16 protein-coding genes and 1 pseudogene are annotated in these 15,120 nt (G+C 64.8%); 8 read left to right on the top strand and 9 right to left on the bottom strand.

Going from position 1 to position 15,120, the window contains the following annotated elements; genetic code table 11:
* Positions 1–5: 5 nt before the first annotated feature.
* The 4 genes from kdpC (at position 6) to E1742_RS12535 (ending at position 4,841) form a co-directional block, all read left to right on the top strand.
* On the top strand, positions 6–575 hold the full coding sequence (gene kdpC / locus E1742_RS12550) for a potassium-transporting ATPase subunit KdpC (RefSeq protein ID WP_134385256.1): 570 nt from the start codon (positions 6–8) through the stop codon (positions 573–575).
* Between the two features lie 27 nt (positions 576–602).
* Entirely contained in the window at positions 603–3,299 is a 2,697-nt protein-coding gene (locus E1742_RS12545; protein ID WP_134385254.1) for a DUF4118 domain-containing protein, read from the top strand.
* Positions 3,289–3,993: a two-component system response regulator KdpE gene (gene kdpE / locus E1742_RS12540; RefSeq protein WP_134385252.1), complete on the top strand. Its 705-nt coding sequence runs from the start codon at positions 3,289–3,291 to the stop codon at positions 3,991–3,993. Before E1742_RS12545 ends, kdpE begins: the two co-directional genes overlap by 11 nt.
* 89 nt (positions 3,994–4,082) lie before the next feature.
* A complete protein-coding gene (locus E1742_RS12535) occupies positions 4,083–4,841 on the top strand; it encodes a TorF family putative porin (RefSeq protein WP_134385250.1) in 759 nt (252 codons plus the stop codon).
* 42 nt (positions 4,842–4,883) lie between these two features.
* Here the strand turns inward: E1742_RS12535 and E1742_RS12530 are convergent, their stop codons facing one another.
* From E1742_RS12530 to E1742_RS12515, 5 genes are all read right to left on the bottom strand, one after another.
* A complete protein-coding gene (locus E1742_RS12530) occupies positions 4,884–5,420 on the bottom strand; it encodes a P-loop NTPase family protein (protein ID WP_134385248.1) in 537 nt (178 codons plus the stop codon).
* Positions 5,417–5,674, bottom strand: a complete 258-nt coding sequence (locus E1742_RS12525) for a hypothetical protein (protein WP_229466758.1) — start codon at positions 5,672–5,674, stop codon at positions 5,417–5,419. The genes E1742_RS12530 and E1742_RS12525 overlap by 4 nt, the downstream gene beginning before the upstream one ends.
* Positions 5,675–5,851: 177 nt before the next feature.
* Positions 5,852–7,021: a vWA domain-containing protein gene (locus E1742_RS12520; RefSeq protein ID WP_134385246.1), complete on the bottom strand. Its 1,170-nt coding sequence runs from the start codon at positions 7,019–7,021 to the stop codon at positions 5,852–5,854.
* Entirely contained in the window at positions 7,021–7,155 is a 135-nt protein-coding gene (locus E1742_RS27055; protein WP_259772445.1) for a hypothetical protein, read from the bottom strand. Before E1742_RS27055 ends, E1742_RS12520 begins: the two co-directional genes overlap by 1 nt.
* Positions 7,152–8,015 carry an AAA family ATPase gene (locus tag E1742_RS12515; protein WP_134385244.1) on the bottom strand — a complete coding sequence of 288 codons (864 nt, stop codon included), beginning with the start codon at positions 8,013–8,015 and terminating at the stop codon, positions 7,152–7,154. The genes E1742_RS27055 and E1742_RS12515 overlap by 4 nt, the downstream gene beginning before the upstream one ends.
* 222 nt (positions 8,016–8,237) lie before the next feature.
* On the opposite strand from E1742_RS12515, the pseudogene E1742_RS12510 reads away from it, so the two are divergent.
* Positions 8,238–8,557 (top strand): annotated as a pseudogene (locus E1742_RS12510) (c-type cytochrome).
* Positions 8,558–8,566: 9 nt separating this feature from the next.
* Positions 8,567–8,908, top strand: coding sequence for a c-type cytochrome (locus E1742_RS12505; RefSeq protein ID WP_134385242.1), 342 nt, complete (start codon positions 8,567–8,569; stop codon positions 8,906–8,908).
* 105 nt (positions 8,909–9,013) lie between these two features.
* On the opposite strand, the gene E1742_RS12500 is transcribed toward E1742_RS12505, so the two are convergent.
* Together E1742_RS12500 and E1742_RS12495 are read right to left on the bottom strand one after the other, a co-directional pair.
* Positions 9,014–9,442, bottom strand: a complete 429-nt coding sequence (locus E1742_RS12500) for a DUF1841 family protein (protein ID WP_134385240.1) — start codon at positions 9,440–9,442, stop codon at positions 9,014–9,016.
* Positions 9,443–9,550: 108 nt separating this feature from the next.
* Positions 9,551–10,165, bottom strand: coding sequence for an RNA pyrophosphohydrolase (locus E1742_RS12495; protein WP_134385238.1), 615 nt, complete (start codon positions 10,163–10,165; stop codon positions 9,551–9,553).
* 336 nt (positions 10,166–10,501) lie between these two features.
* Here E1742_RS12495 and E1742_RS12490 point away from each other — a divergent pair, with 336 nt between their 5' ends.
* Both E1742_RS12490 and E1742_RS12485 read left to right on the top strand, forming a co-directional pair.
* Positions 10,502–12,238: a proline--tRNA ligase gene (locus E1742_RS12490; protein ID WP_134385236.1), complete on the top strand. Its 1,737-nt coding sequence runs from the start codon at positions 10,502–10,504 to the stop codon at positions 12,236–12,238.
* Between the two features lie 59 nt (positions 12,239–12,297).
* Positions 12,298–12,891: a lytic transglycosylase domain-containing protein gene (locus E1742_RS12485; protein ID WP_134385234.1), complete on the top strand. Its 594-nt coding sequence runs from the start codon at positions 12,298–12,300 to the stop codon at positions 12,889–12,891.
* Positions 12,892–12,981: 90 nt separating this feature from the next.
* Here the strand turns inward: E1742_RS12485 and E1742_RS12480 are convergent, their stop codons facing one another.
* Positions 12,982–13,365, bottom strand: a complete 384-nt coding sequence (locus E1742_RS12480) for an SWIB/MDM2 domain-containing protein (RefSeq protein ID WP_134385232.1) — start codon at positions 13,363–13,365, stop codon at positions 12,982–12,984.
* Positions 13,366–13,699: 334 nt separating this feature from the next.
* Complete coding sequence (ffh, locus tag E1742_RS12475) at positions 13,700–15,067, bottom strand: signal recognition particle protein (RefSeq protein ID WP_134385230.1); 1,368 nt, start codon at positions 15,065–15,067, stop codon at positions 13,700–13,702.
* Positions 15,068–15,120 lie beyond the last annotated feature (53 nt).

Below are 15,120 nucleotides of genomic sequence, written 5' to 3'. Positions count from 1 at the left end.
CCAACATGATTTCCCATCTCCGTCCCGCTGTCGTCGTCTTCGGCGTGCTGACCGTCCTGTGCGGCGCGATCTACCCGGCCGGCGTCACGGCCATCGCCAGCCTGGCCTTTCCGGCCGAGGCGGACGGCAGCCTGGTCACAAGCCACGGCAAGGTCGTCGGCTCGCGCCTCATTGGCCAGTCGTTCACGGCGCCACGCTATTTCTGGGGCCGTCCGTCGGCCACGGCGCCAATGGCGGCCAACGGGAACGGCTCGTCCGGGTCGAACCAGGGACCGCTCAATCCCGCGCTGCTCGATGCGGCCAGGGCGCGCGTCGCGGCTCTGCGCGCGGCCGATCCGACGAATACGATGCCGGTGCCGGTCGACCTGGTGACGGCATCGGCCAGCGGCCTCGATCCGGACATGAGCCTGGCGGCTGCCCGGTATCAGGTGGCGCGGGTGGCGCGCGCGCGCGGCATCGACGCTGCAAGCGTGCAGGCGGTCATCGAGCGTCTTGCCGAGCGGCCTACGCTGGGCTTCCTGGGCGAGCCGAAAGTCAATGTGCTGGCGCTGAACCTGGCGCTGGACGAGCAATAAGCGCCGCATCGGCTACACTGGCGAACCATGCTTTCAGACGAACCCCAACGTCCCGATCCCGATACGCTGCTGGCGCAGTTCCAGGCGCGGGAAAGGAAGGCCGCGCGCGGCCGCCTGCGCATCTACTTCGGTGCATCGGCCGGTGTCGGCAAGACGTTCGCGATGCTGGCGGCCGCCCGCAAGCTGCAGGCCGAAGGCGTGCGGCCGCTGGTCGGTATCGTCGAAACGCATGGCCGCGCCGACACGGCGGCACTGCTCGACACGCTGGACGTGCTGCCGTTGAGAGAGGTGGCATGGCGCGGCAAGACGCTGCCCGAGTTCGACCTCGATGGCGCGCTGGCGCTGCGCCCCGCGCTGATCCTGGTCGACGAGCTGGCCCACTCGAACGCACCGGGCGCACGCCATCCGAAGCGCTGGCAGGATGTCGAGGAACTGCTCGATGCCGGTATCGACGTCTTCACCACGGTCAACGTGCAGCATCTGGAAAGCCTGAACGACGTGGTGGGCGGCATTACGGGCATCCGCGTGGCCGAAACCCTGCCCGACACGGTGTTCGACCACGCCGACGAGGTGGTGCTGGTGGACCTGCCGGCGGACGAACTGCTGGCACGCCTGAAGGGCGGCAAGGTGTACCAGGGACCGCAGGCCGAGCGCGCGGCGGCCAACTTTTTCCGCAAGGGGAACCTGATTGCCCTGCGCGAACTGGCGCTGCGCCGCACGGCCGACCGGGTGCAGGGCGATGTGCAGGCTTACCGCGTGGAGCAATCGATCAGCCCGATGTGGAAGACGGGCGTCGCGCTGCTGGCCTGCGTCGGTCCGCAGCCGGGCGGGGAACACGTGGTGCGCAGTGCCGCCCGGCTGGCCGGCCAGCTCAATGCGCAGTGGCATGCCGTGTATGTCGAGACGCCGGCGCTGCGGCGCATGCCGGACGCACGGCGCGAACGTATCCTGCAGACCCTGAAGCTGGCGCAAGACCTGGGCGCGACGACAGCGGTGCTGGCGGCCGACGATATCGGCACGGCGATCGCCGATTATGCCCTGGGCCAGAATATCTCGAAAATCGTGCTGGGGCGCGCAAGCGGGGTCTGGCCATGGCGCCGGGCTTACCTGCGCCGCATCGCCGTGCGCGCGCCGGCGGTGGACCTGATCGAAATCGGCGGCGCCGCCGGCGTGGCGGCGCGGCCCGAGACAACCGCCAGCGAGGCCGCGCCCCGCGACTGGGCGCGTTACGCGCTGGCCGTGGCTGCGGCCGCGCTGGTGGCGGCGGCTGGCGTGCCGCTGGCGCAGGCGCTCGATATCACCAATATCGCCATGCTGTTCCTGCTGGCCGTGTTGCTGGTGGCGTTCCAGCTGGGGCGCGGGCCGGCCGTGCTGTGCAGCTTTGTCGGCGTGGCCGCCTTCGACTTCCTGTTCGTGCCGCCCACGTTTTCGCTAGCGGTCAGCGATTTCCAGTATGTGATCACGTTCGCCGTCATGCTGGTGGTGGGTCTCATCACCAGTCACCTGACGGCCGGGCTGCGGTTCCAGGCCCGCGTGGCATCCAATCGCGAGGCGCGCTCGCGCGAGCTGTACGAATATGCGCGCGAACTGACCGGCGTGCTGCAGGCCGGGCAGGTGCTGGAGATCACGCGGCGCACACTGGCGCAGGCGTTCCGCGCCCGCGTCACGCTGTTGCTGCCGGATGCGGACGGCCGCCTGGTCGAGCCGGAGGACGCCGATCCGGCCGCCCCGGTGCCCGATGCCGCCATTGCCCAGTGGGCGTTCGATCATGCGGAAGCGGCCGGCATCAATACGGGGACGCTGCCGTCGTCACCGTTGTTCTACCTGCCGCTGATCGCGCCGATGCGCACGCGCGGCGTCATGGTGCTGGCGCCGCGCGACCGGCGCTGGCTGCTCATTCCCGAGCAGCGCCGCCAGCTCGACACGTTTGCCGCACTGGCCGCGATCGCGCTGGAACGGGTGCATTACATCGACGTGGCCCAGGGCGCGCTGGTGCAGATGGAGTCGGAGCGGCTGCGCAATTCGCTGCTGGCGGCGCTGTCGCACGACCTGCGCACACCCTTGACGTCGCTCGTCGGCCTGGCCGAGTCGCTGGCGCTGTCGAAGCCGCCGCTGGCGGAGAACCAGCTGGAGATGGCGCACGCCCTGCAGCAGGAGACGGTGCGGATGGCAACCCTGGTCGCCAATCTGCTGGACATGGCCCGGATAGAGAGCGGCGCCGTGCAACTGAACCTGCAGTGGCAGGCAGTGGAGGAGGTGGTTGGCAGTGCGTTGCGCATCAGCCGCACCCTGCTGGCGCAGCATCGCGTGGCGACCCGGCTGCCGGCCGATCTGCCGCTGGTACGCTACGATGCGGTACTGATCGAACGCGTGCTGTGCAATCTGCTGGAGAACGCGGCCAAGTACACGCCGCCCGGCAGCACCATCACCGTCTCGGCACAGGTGGATGCCGACTCGCTGGAGGTCATCGTCAGCGACAATGGTCCCGGGCTGCCGGCCGGGCAGGAAGAAGTCATTTTCGAGAAATTCGCGCGCGGCGAGCGCGAGTCGGCCAAGCCCGGCATTGGCCTTGGCCTGGCGATCTGCCGCGCGCTCGTCACGGCACACGGCGGCAGTATCGGCGCCCGCCGCGCACCGGAAGGCGGCGCCGCCATCGTCATCGCCCTGCCGCTGGGCACGGCGCCCGCGCTGCCGGAAGAACCAGTGAGTGAACATGAACGATAAGTTGAATCCCACCGCGCTGCTGGTGGAAGACGAGCCGCAGATCCGCCGTTTCGTGCGCATGGCGCTCGAAGCGGAAGGCTGGAATGTGCAGGAGGCCGCGACGATGCAGCGCGGCCTGATCGATGCGGGCACGCGCCGGCCCGATCTCGTCATCCTCGATCTGGGCCTGCCGGACGGCGACGGCATCGACCTGATCTCCGACCTGCGCAAGTGGTCGAGCGTACCCGTCATCGTGCTGTCCGCCCGCGTCGGCGAAGCGGAAAAGATCCGCGCGCTCGACGCCGGCGCGGACGACTACCTGACCAAGCCGTTCGGCGTGGGCGAGCTGCTGGCCCGCGTGCGCGCGACCTTGCGCCGCCAGCGCGTCCCAGGCGGGGACAGCGACGGTGTCGTGTCGTTCGGCGACGTTCGCGTCGACCTGCCGGCGCGCATGGTCACGCGGGCGGGCCAGATGGTCCACCTGACGCCGACCGAATTCCGCGTGCTGGCCGTACTGGTCAACAATGCCGGCCGCGTCGTCACCAATCCCCAGCTGCTGCGCGAGGTATGGGGACCGTCGCATACCGAAAGCGGCCACTACCTGCGCATTTACATGGGGCACCTGCGCCAGAAACTGGAACGTGAGCCGGCCCAACCCGTACACCTGCTGACCGAAACGGCAGTCGGTTACCGCCTGCTGCTCGCACCCGGCTAGCAACCTCTTATTCGCAGCACCCGGCCAGCTGCGCCGCCACGCCAGTGACGGCAAAGGCCCCGTTCGTCCTTGCACATTGAAAGAACATCATGAAACGTCTGTTTTCAGGCATTCCCTTTGCCTTCGCATTTGCATCCGTATTCGCCGCCGGCGCCAAGGCTCAGGAGAGCACGCCCACGCCCGCTTCCACGCTGACCTACAACGTGGCCGTGACGTCCGACTACCGTTTCCGCGGCATCTCGCAGACCCGTCTGAAGCCGGCGCTGCAGGGCGGCGCGGACTGGGTCGATGCCGGTACCGGCTTTTACGCGGGCGCCTGGCTGTCGACGATCAGGTGGACGAGGGATGCCGGCGGCGATGGCGGCAGCGAGTGGGACCTGTATGCCGGCAAACGCGGCACCCTCGGCAACCTGGGCGGCAGCGCCATCTCGTATGACGCCGGTCTGCTGGGCTACGTCTACCCCTCCAACCGCCTGCACCCGGATGCCAACACCCTGGAGCTGTATGGCCAGCTGGGCGCCGGGCCATGGACGCTGAAGTATTCCCATGCCGCGACCAATCTGTTCGGTTTCACCGACAGCCGGCATAGCGGCTATCTCGATCTGTCGTTCAACCGCGAGATCGGCGGCGTGGTCGTGACGCTGCACGCCGGTCGCCAGAAGGTGAAGCAGCACGACGCGGCCGACTATACGGACTGGAAGGTGGGTGTGACGAAGGACTTTGGCGTCGCTTCGGTGGCGCTGGCGTGGATCGCCACCAACGCCGGCGCGAGCGCGTACGCCTCGCCTGTCAATGGCAAGTTCACGGGCAAGGATGCGCTGGTGCTGACGGTGTCGAAGGTGTTCTGATGCGCGAGGCGGCGGCACGGCACGTGCCGCCGCGGGGTGCGGCTAATTGCCGAAGACGGTGGCGTACAACGAGCCTGGCTGTCCGGCCAGCTCGGCGCCCGCCAGGCGCTGTTGCAGTAACGTGGTGACGCACGCTGCGCCGTGACAGCTGCCGCCGCTCCAGCCGTGGCAAGGCACGATGACGATGCGCAGGCCAGGATTGAACAGTAGTGCATTGCCGATCCGCTCGGCCAGCCTGACAGCGCGTGCCGGGTCGCCATGCAGGTCGTCGGCAGGGATCACCACCACTTTCGCCGCGATCAGGGCGGCGCGGCTGCCCAGCGAATCGCGGCCGTCGGCATCGACAACGATGTCCTGGAAGCGCTGGCCGAGGTTTTCCAGTTCGGCCTGCACGCCCTTGCCGCACACGGCACGCGCCGCGATCGGCAAAGCCGCCTTGCCGCAGTGGCTCGGATGCGGATGGGAATCGGCGTCCATCAGCAGCACCTTGCGCCCGGCCAGGCCGCGCAACGCGGCGAGGTGTTCGGCCAATGCCGGCTTGGCGACGCCGACGCCTTCGTTGACGACGGTGACGATCATGGCGCCACCACGCGGCCCAGTTGCGCGGAAGGGAGGCTGCGCGTAACCGCATCGACGATGCGCTGGACGCCCGGTTCCGTCACGCGCAGCCAGACCTGCATGCGCGTGGCATGCTCGATCGGCTGCATGCGCATGAACAACAGGCGGTTGCCGCAGGCCCGCGCAACCAGGCGGCGCAGTTCGATGACGCGGTCGGTATCGACGGTGATCAGCATGAGCCGCGTCGACGGCGGCATGACGGTAAGTGTTTGCATGGTTCGCTATCGGTAGTGGAGACAGTTTCACGATAGCGATTTCGCCGTAACAAGGGCGTAAAGAACGGCGGCGTGCGCGTATAGCGACAGTAAAAAAACAGGAGCCTGTCACCGGTTTTCAAGAAACCGGTGACAGGCTCCCGTTTTCCGGTTCCGGGCACCCGTTCTGGCCGCGGCTTATTTGGAGAGCGTGCGCATCGCCCCTTCCAGCCCGGCGAGCGTGATCGGAAACATGCGGTTGTTCATCAGCTGGCGGATGACGGCGATCGACTGGCGGTACTGCCACAGGCCTTCCGGTTCCGGATTGAGCCAGACGAATTTCGGGAACGCGTGCGTGAAGCGCGCCAGCCATTCGGCGCCCGCTTCCTCGTTGTTGTACTCGACGGAGCCGCCCGGGTGCAGGATCTCGTAAGGACTCATCGTGGCATCGCCGACAAACACCAGTTTTGTATCCGGCTTGTACTTGCGCAGCACGTCCCAGGTCGGGAAGCGTTCGGCGTTGCGGCGGCGGTTGTTCTTCCACAGATAGTCGTAGACGCAGTTGTGGAAGTAATAGAACTCCATGTTCTTGAATTCCGACTTCGCCGCCGAGAACAGTTCTTCCGTGCGCTCGATATGGTCGTCCATCGTGCCGCCCACGTCGAACAGCATCAGCACCTTGACGTTGTTGCGCCGCTCCGGCTGCATCTTGATATCGAGCCAGCCGGCGTTGTTGGCCGTGGCGCGGATGGTCTGGTCCAGCGCCAGTTCCTCGGCGGCGCCTTCGCGGGCAAAGCGGCGCAGCCGCCGCAGGGCCACCTTGATGTTGCGCGTGCCCAGCTCGCGGTCCGAATCGTAGTCCTTGTAGCTGCGCTGGTCCCACACCTTGACGGCCGTGCGGTTGCCGCCCTTGCCGCCGATGCGCACGCCTTCCGGATTGGTGCCGCCATTGCCGAACGGCGACGTGCCGCCCGTGCCGATCCATTTGCTGCCGCCTTCGTGGCGTTCCTTCTGTTCCTTCAGCAGTTCCTGCAGGCGGTCCATCAGCTTGTCGTAGCCGAATTTCTCCAGCGCGGCCTTCTGCTCGTCCGTCAGCTCGCGCTCCATCCGCTTGACCAGCCAGTCGAGCGGGATCGCGCTGCCCGTCTCGAACGCGCCGTTGATGCCCTTGAAGTATTGGGCAAAGGCGCGGTCGAACTTGTCGAAGTGGGCCTCGTCCTTCACCAGCGTCAGGCGCGCGAGATAGTAGAAATCGTCCAGCGACTGGTCGATGACGTTCTGCCGCATCGCTTCCAGCAAGGTCAGGAACTCCTTGATGGTGACAGGGATTTTCGCGTCTTTGAGCGTAAAGAAAAAATCGATCAGCATCATCGCTCCCGGGTCAGCAGGTCGTCGAGCCGCGCGCGCAATTCCGGCCACTCGCCACGCACGATGCTGTGCATGACCGTGTAGCACACGGTGCCGTGGCGGCGCGCGGCGTGGTGGCGCAGCAGGTTGATCATCGGTTGGTGCGCGACATGTAGACGAGGCGTTCGAACAGGTGCACGTCCTGCTCGTTCTTGAGCAGCGCACCGTGCAGCGGCGGCACGATCGCCTTGGTGTCCTGGCTGCGCAGCGCTTCCGGCCCGATATCCTCGGCCATCAGGAGCTTGAGCCAGTCGAGGAACTCGGACGTGGACGGTTTTTTCTTCAGGCCAGAGACGTTGCGCACTTCATAGAACGACTGCAGCGCCTGCGCCAGCAGCTCCTGTTTCAGGTGCGGGTAATGGACCTTGACGATGGCTTCCATCGTGTCCTTGTCGGGGAACTGGATGTAGTGGAAGAAGCAGCGGCGCAGGAACGCGTCCGGCAGCTCTTTTTCGTTGTTGGAGGTGATGATGACGAGCGGACGGTGGCGCGCGGTGACCATCTCGCGCGTCTCGTACACGTAGAACTCCATCCGGTCCAGCTCACGCAGCAGGTCGTTGGGGAATTCGATGTCCGCTTTGTCGATTTCGTCGATCAGCAGCACGACCGGTTCGGGCGCGGTGAAGGCCTGCCACAGCACGCCCTTGACGATGTAGTTGTGGATGTCGCGCACCCGCTCGTCGCCCAGCTGGGAGTCGCGCAGGCGCGATACGGCGTCGTATTCGTACAGGCCCTGTTGTGCCTTCGTGGTGGACTTGATGTGCCATTGCAGCAGCGGGCGATCCAGCGCGGCGGCCACTTCCTCGGCCAGCATCGTCTTGCCGGTGCCGGGCTCGCCCTTGATGAGCAGGGGACGCTGCAACGTCAGTGCGGCGTTGACGGCCAGCTTCAGGTCGGCGGTGGCAACATAGCTGTCGGAACCTTCGAAACGCCTGGATTTATTGTCGGCATGCATAAGCTTGACTTCCCGGTGACAGAAAACGCCAAGTATAAGGGGAAGCGTGTGTGGCAGGCTTTCGGACGGTCCGGCAACTTTGTGGACGACCCGAAATAGCTGGGTTAGAATCAATGATTGGTAGTATGAAAGTCAAGTATTGGTGTACGCAGCAAGGGGGACCGGAGACGCGTCAAACCAGGAGTCCCCTCCGATTACCTTTTTTGATTCATCTAGCCACCCATGAAAAAACTCTTCGCACTTCTCGTGCTTGCCGGAGCGGCGAACGCCGCCATGGCGGCCGACGTTGTCGGCAACGCCTCGGCAGCCCGCAACAAGATCGAAATGTGTATCGGCTGCCACGGCATTCCCGGCTATAAAGCCACCTTCCCGAGGTGTTCCAGGTGCCGAAGATCGGCGGGCAGAATGCGAAGTATATCGAGGCGGCGCTGCGGGCATACCAGAAGGGCGACCGCAAGCATCCGTCCATGAAAGGCATCGCCGTCAGCCTGTCCGACCAGGACATCGCCGACATCGCCGCCTTCTACTCACAGCAGAAATAAGGAGCGACCATGAAACAATTCACCGTTGCCCTGCTGCTGTCGGCCGTCACGCTGGGTGCCAGCGCGGGCGGCAATGTCGATACGGGCAAGGCGCTGGCGGAAAAATATGCCTGCGCCACATGCCACGGCAAGGACTACAACACGCCGATCGATCCCAGCTACCCTAAACTGGCGGGGCAGCACCGCGACTACCTGGAGCACGCGCTGGTCGCCTACAAGCGCGCCGACGGCGCCAATGGCCGCAACAACGCCATCATGACGGGACAGGTCAAGCCGCTGTCGAACCAGGATATCAAGGATATTGCCGCCTACCTGCACAGCCTGCCGGGCACGCTGACGGTACGCCGCTGAAAACCCGGGACAGACCCCTGTTTTGAGGGATGATTGCCTTGGATCGGGGATTGTCCCCGTTGTTGGAAATTGTTGCCTCAAAACCCGGGTCTGTCCCGGGTTTTTTCATGAGGCGCGGCGTTTGATGGCGTCGATGTACGCCTCGCCATCCGGCGGCAGGCCGGAGCGCTGCGACTTCCAGATCATCTCCCCCAGGCATTCCATGATTTCGTGCTGCGCCTCGTGCGGCGAGTCGAGCTTGCGCGCCAGTGCCTCGTAGGCAGCGCGGATGCCGCGCGGCGAGTCGATCGACACCTGTTCCGAGATCGACAGGTGCATCGACAGATGCAGGAACGGATTGGCCTGGCCGCCTTCGACGGAGTAGTCGCGCGTCAAGGCGCTGTCCACGTCGGCCAGCGCGTCGGCATATTCGGGATGCTCCAGCACCCAGTCGAGCGCCATCGCTTCGAGCGGCGTGAGGATTTCCTTGGCCGCGTTCTTGCGGAACACTTCGCAGAAGAAGCGGCGGACGTCGTGGGAGGAGGGCGTGAACATGGATGAATGCGGTCGGCTGGGCCGATATTGTAGAACGAACGGGGAAAAGACGTACGGCGCCGGCCTGACAGCGTCAGGCCGGCGCCTCGGGACATCAGGCTGGTTGCGTCAGCGCTTGGCGCCGGCGAGCGCCGTGCCGTCGCAGCCGACGACCTCCTGGGCCGGCACGTCCTTCGACGTCTGCCCCTGCTGGCCGCGGCCATGCGGCTGACGCAGATAACGGGCCGAATGGCGCCGTTCGCCGTGCGGCGGCCATGACAGGAAACGCGACAGCTCCTGCAGCGCGCGCTGGTAGACCTCGCGCTTGAATTCGATCACCACGTCGAGCGGTACCCAGTACTCGTGCCAGCGCCACGCGTCGAATTCGGGATGATCCGTCAGGCGCAGATTGACCTCGCTGTCGCGCGCACACATCCGCAGCAGGAACCAGATCTGCTTCTGGCCACGGTAATGGCCGCGGATTTCACGCTTGATGAAGTGATCGGGCACCTCGTAACGCAGCCAGTCGCGCGTGCGCCCGACGATCTTGACGTGCTCCGGTCGTAATCCGATCTCCTCTTCCAGCTCCCGATACATCGCCTGCTCGGGCGTCTCGCCGTACTTGATGCCGCCCTGCGGAAATTGCCATGAGTGCTCGCGCACCCGCTTGCCCCACCACACCTCGTTATGGGCGTTGAGCAGGATGATGCCGACGTTGGGGCGGAACCCTTCCCGATCGAGCATATTGCACCTCAAACTTTCTGCGGCCTTGCTATCCTCTTACATTGTTGCCGACATCCGGGACGCACGAAAAACCGTTGCGCGGCGCCGGTGCCTGCATGCGATCGTGCCGCAGCCCCCGGACCTTTCGGTACGGCCTGACTGCACGGTCGGGTACGAGCCCGGCCGCTACGGTTGATCGTTGCCATTATCTGCCCGCCGGCTGCGCTTTCGGGGTACGAAAGCGGCCGGCAAGGCCCGCAATTGAACGCATTTGTACAAAGTATGGACGCATCAGCCAGCTAATCCTTTAAAATTAGGTTGATTATAACCCTCTCTTTTTGAAAAGAATTCACTGTTATGCGTGCTTCCCGGTTTTTTATTTCCACCCTCAAAGAAGCGCCTTCCGATGCTGAAATCGTCAGCCACAAACTGATGATGCGGGCAGGCATGATCAAGCGTCTCGGCTCGGGGATCTACACCTACATGCCGATGGGCCTGAAAGTGATCCGCAAGGTCGAAGCCATCGTGCGCGAGGAGATGAACCGTGCCGGTGCCATCGAGCTGCTGATGCCGCTGGTACAGCCGGCCGAGCTGTGGCAGGAAACCGGGCGCTGGGACAAGATGGGGCCGGAGCTGATGCGCGTCAAGGACCGTCATGGCCGCGAGTTCGCCATCCAGCCGACGTCCGAGGAAGTGATCACCGACGTGGTGCGCAGCGAGATCAAATCGTACCGCCAGCTGCCGTTGAATTTTTACCACATCCAGACCAAGTTCCGCGACGAGCGCCGTCCCCGTTTCGGTCTGATGCGCGGCCGCGAGTTCACGATGAAGGATGCGTACTCGTTCGACCGCGACCTGGAAGGCATGCAGACGTCCTACCAGATCATGTTCGACGCCTATACGAAGATCTTCACGCGCTTCGGCCTGAAATTCCGCGCGGTGGCGGCCGACAACGGCGCCATCGGCGGCACCGGCTCGCATGAATTCCACGTCATCGCCAGCACCGGCGAGGACGCGCTGGTGTACTGCCCGGACTCGGACTACGCGGCCAACATGGAAGCGGCCGAAGCGCTGGCGACCGGCACGCGCGCGGCACCGACGGCTGAACTGACGAAGACGTCGACGCCGAAGGCATCGAAGTGCGAGGACGTGGCGAAGCTGCTGGGCATCGACCTGTCGAAGACCGTCAAGACGATCGCGCTGACGGCGGAAACGGAAGCCGACGGCAAGGTCGCGAAGCAGTACTTCATGCTGCTGCTGCGCGGCGACCATGAGCTCAACGAGATCAAGGCGGCCAAGGTGCCTGGCCTGACGGGCGCCTACCGCTTCTCGACGGAAGAAGAAATCCTGGAAGTCTACGGCTGCAAGCCGGGCTATCTGGGGCCGATCGGCACCAAGGGCGCCGTGACCGTCGTTGCCGACCGCACGGTGGCCAATATGTCCGACTTCGTCACGGGCGCGAACGAAGAAGGCTTCCACTACACGGGCGCCAACTGGGGCCGCGACATGGCCGAACCGGCGATCACGGCCGATCTGCGCAACGTCGTCGAAGGCGATCCTTCGCCGGACGGCAAGGGCGTGCTGGCGATCGAGCGCGGCATCGAAGTGGGGCACGTGTTCCAGCTTGGCACCGCGTACTCGGAATCGATGAAGGCCACGTACCTGGATGAAAACGGCAAGCCGGCACCGCTGCAGATGGGCTGCTACGGCATCGGCGTGACGCGCATCCTGGGCGCCGCCATCGAACAGAACTTCGACGACAAGGGCATCATCTGGCCGACGTCGATCGCGCCGTTCGAGCTGGTGCTGTGCCCGATGGGAATGGATCGCAGCGAGCTGGTGAAAGAGCAAACGGAGAAGCTGTACGCGGCGGCGCAGGAAGCGGGCATCGACGTCATCGTCGACGACCGCGGCCTGCGTCCGGGCGCCATGTTCGCCGACTGGGAACTGATCGGGGTGCCGCACCGTGTCGTGATCGGCGACCGCGGCCTGAAGGAAGGCCAGCTGGAATACCAGGGCCGTCGCGACACCGAGGCGACCAATGTACCGCTGGCCGATATCGTCTCCTTCATCAAGGGCAAAGTGCAGCAGTGAGTGCGGCGCACCACCACAGCGCGTCCGGGCGTGAACGGCGCCGGTGGTGGGCGCGCCCCTTGCGCTGGTGGCATACGTTGGCCTTTGCCACCGGCGTGCTGTGCGCGCCGTTCGGCTTTGCCGGCAACCAGAAGGAAGAAGCGCTGGCCGACTCGGTCCGGCTGGCGCTGTCGAATGCCATCCTCGATGCGCGCCCCCCGAAACCCGCGTTCGCCAATCCGGCCGATCGCCAACGCTACGATCAATGGGTCGCCACGATGTCGGAGCGGCTGCGGCGCAAGCTGCCGGACGCCCAGCATCGCACCGAGTTCCTCCAGACGGCATGGTACGAGGCGCGCCGCGCGGGGCTTGATCCGGGCCTCGTGCTGGGATTGATCCAGGTCGAATCGGCCTATCGCAAATACGCGGTGTCGATGGTCGGTGCGCGCGGCTACATGCAGGTAATGCCGTTCTGGACCAACGTCATCGGCGACAGCGACCGGCGCAAGCTTTTCAACATGCAGACGAACCTGCGCTACGGCTGCGCGATCCTGCGCATGTACCTCGATATGGAAGGCGGGAATCTGTACCTGGCGCTGGGCCGGTATAACGGCAGTCGTGGGCGGCCGGAGTATCCGAATGCGGTGCTGAAGGCGTGGAACAACTGGAAGTGAACGCGGACGCTCGCTAAACGCCTGACCCAAAAAAATGCCCCGGTCGCAAGGCGCCGGGGCTGTCGTCGACGGCCTGCATGCCGCCGCCGCTTATTTCAGGTGATCGGAGATCAGCTTCGTCATCTCGAACATCGAGACCTGGGCCTTGCCGCCGAAGACGGCTTTCAGCTTGTCGTCCGCATTGATCATGCGACGGTTCGCCGCGTCCTGCAGATCGTGCTTCTTGATGTAGTCCCAGACCTTCTTCGTCACTTCGGTGCGCGGCAGCGGGGAGGCGCCTACTACCGAAGACAATTCCGCCGAAGGAGTCATCTCTTTCATGAATGCTGCATTGGGTTTGCGTGCTGCCGGTGCTGCCTTTTTCGCTGCCGGCTTGGCTGCAGCTTTCGCTGGAGCGGCCGCCTTCTTTGCCGGAGCCGCTTTGGTCGCGGCCTTCTTGGCTGGTGCTGCCGGGGATTTCTTGGCTGTTGCCATATTCGAGCCTCCTTAACAAACACATGGAAAATTGCGCTATACAATCGCACGGCTAATATTGGTGGGGATTGTACAAGTATGCAAGCGTTTTTCGCGTTTTTTGTGGGAAACGACACGTAAGAGAACACTAACAAACGCAAAAAGCCGTGGAACGTGTTTACGGAGGGCGGTTCCGGGTTGGGAAGCCTGTCAGATCAGGCGATGCGGCAAAGTCGGCGTGGTGGCGACGGCCATTGGTTGCGCCCGCACTGCGCCGGATAAACGTCGGGGACAGGCACCTGTCGCGAGCCGTCGCCCGCAACGGGTGCCTGTCCCCGAAAGGCGCTGGCGTGGCTTACCGCAGGCCGGGCATCATGCCCTTCATCGACCGCATCATCTTCATCATGCCGCCGCCGGAGAGCTTCTTCATCATCGTCTGCATCTGCTCGAACTGATTGAGCATGCGATTGACTTCCTGCACCTGCACGCCGGCGCCGGCCGCGATGCGGCGCTTGCGCGTGGCCTTGATCAGTTCAGGCTTGGCGCGTTCGGCCGGCGTCATCGAATCGATGATGCCGACCATGCGGCGCACCTGCTTGTCCGCCTGGTCCATGTTGGCGCCGCCCGCGGCCTGCTGGAACTGCGCCGGCAGCTTGTCGACAAGACTGGCCATGCCGCCCATCTTTTTCATCTGGCCCAATTGCGCCTTGAAGTCGTTCATGTCGAACTTGCCGCCCGACTTGACCTTGGCCGCCAGATCGGCGGCCGCCTTCTGATCCACACCCTTGCGGGCCTCTTCCACCAGCGCCAGGATGTCGCCCATGCCCAGGATACGGTTGGCCATGCGCGACGGATCGAACGCTTCCAGGCCATCGAGCTTTTCCGACACGCCGGCAAACTTGATCGGCTTACCCGTGATGTGGCGCACGGACAGCGCGGCGCCGCCGCGCGAATCGCCATCGAGCTTCGTCAGCACGATGCCCGTCAGCGGCAGCGCGTCGTTGAACGCCTTGGCCGTGTTGATCGCATCCTGGCCCAGCATCGCATCGACCACGAACAGCGTCTCGATCGGCTTGACGGCGCCATGGACGGCCGCGATCTCCTTCATCATCTCCTCGTCGATGCCGAGGCGGCCGGCCGTGTCGATAATGAGCACGTCGTGATAGTGCTTCTTTGCCCAGTCCAGCGCGGCCAGCGCGATGTCGACCGGCTTGTCGGTGGACGACGACGGGAAGAAGTCGGCACCGGCCTGGCCCGTGACGGACTGCAGCTGGGCGATGGCGGCGGGACGATACACGTCGGCCGACACCGTCAGCACCTTTTTCTTCTTCTCTTCGCGCAGGTACTTGGCCAGCTTGCCGACGGTGGTGGTCTTACCGACACCCTGCAGGCCGGCCATCAGGATGATCGCCGGCGGCTGCTGGGCAAAACTCAGCTGGGCCGCTTCCGGCCCCAGGTCGGCACCCATCAGGGCGCCCAGTTCGCGCTGCACCACGCCCACCAGGGCCTGGCCCGGCGACAGCGAGGAGATCACTTCCTCGCCCAGCGCCTTTTCCTTGACCTTGGCGATGAATTCGCGCACGGCCGGCAGGGCCACGTCGGCCTCCAGCAGTGCCAGGCGCACTTCGCGCAGCATCTCGGCGGTATTGGCCTCGGTCAGGCGTGCCTCGCCACGCATGGTCTTGACGACCTTGGCAAGGCGTTGAGTCAGATTGTCTAGCATGTCGGGTACTGTACTAATAGAAGGGAGGGCGGCATCGGGTAGCCGGTGCCGGA

The organism is Pseudoduganella plicata (assembly GCF_004421005.1).
Taxonomy (GTDB): Bacteria; Pseudomonadota; Gammaproteobacteria; order Burkholderiales; family Burkholderiaceae_D; genus Rugamonas; species Rugamonas plicata.
This window is presented reverse-complemented; position numbering and strand designations above follow the sequence as displayed.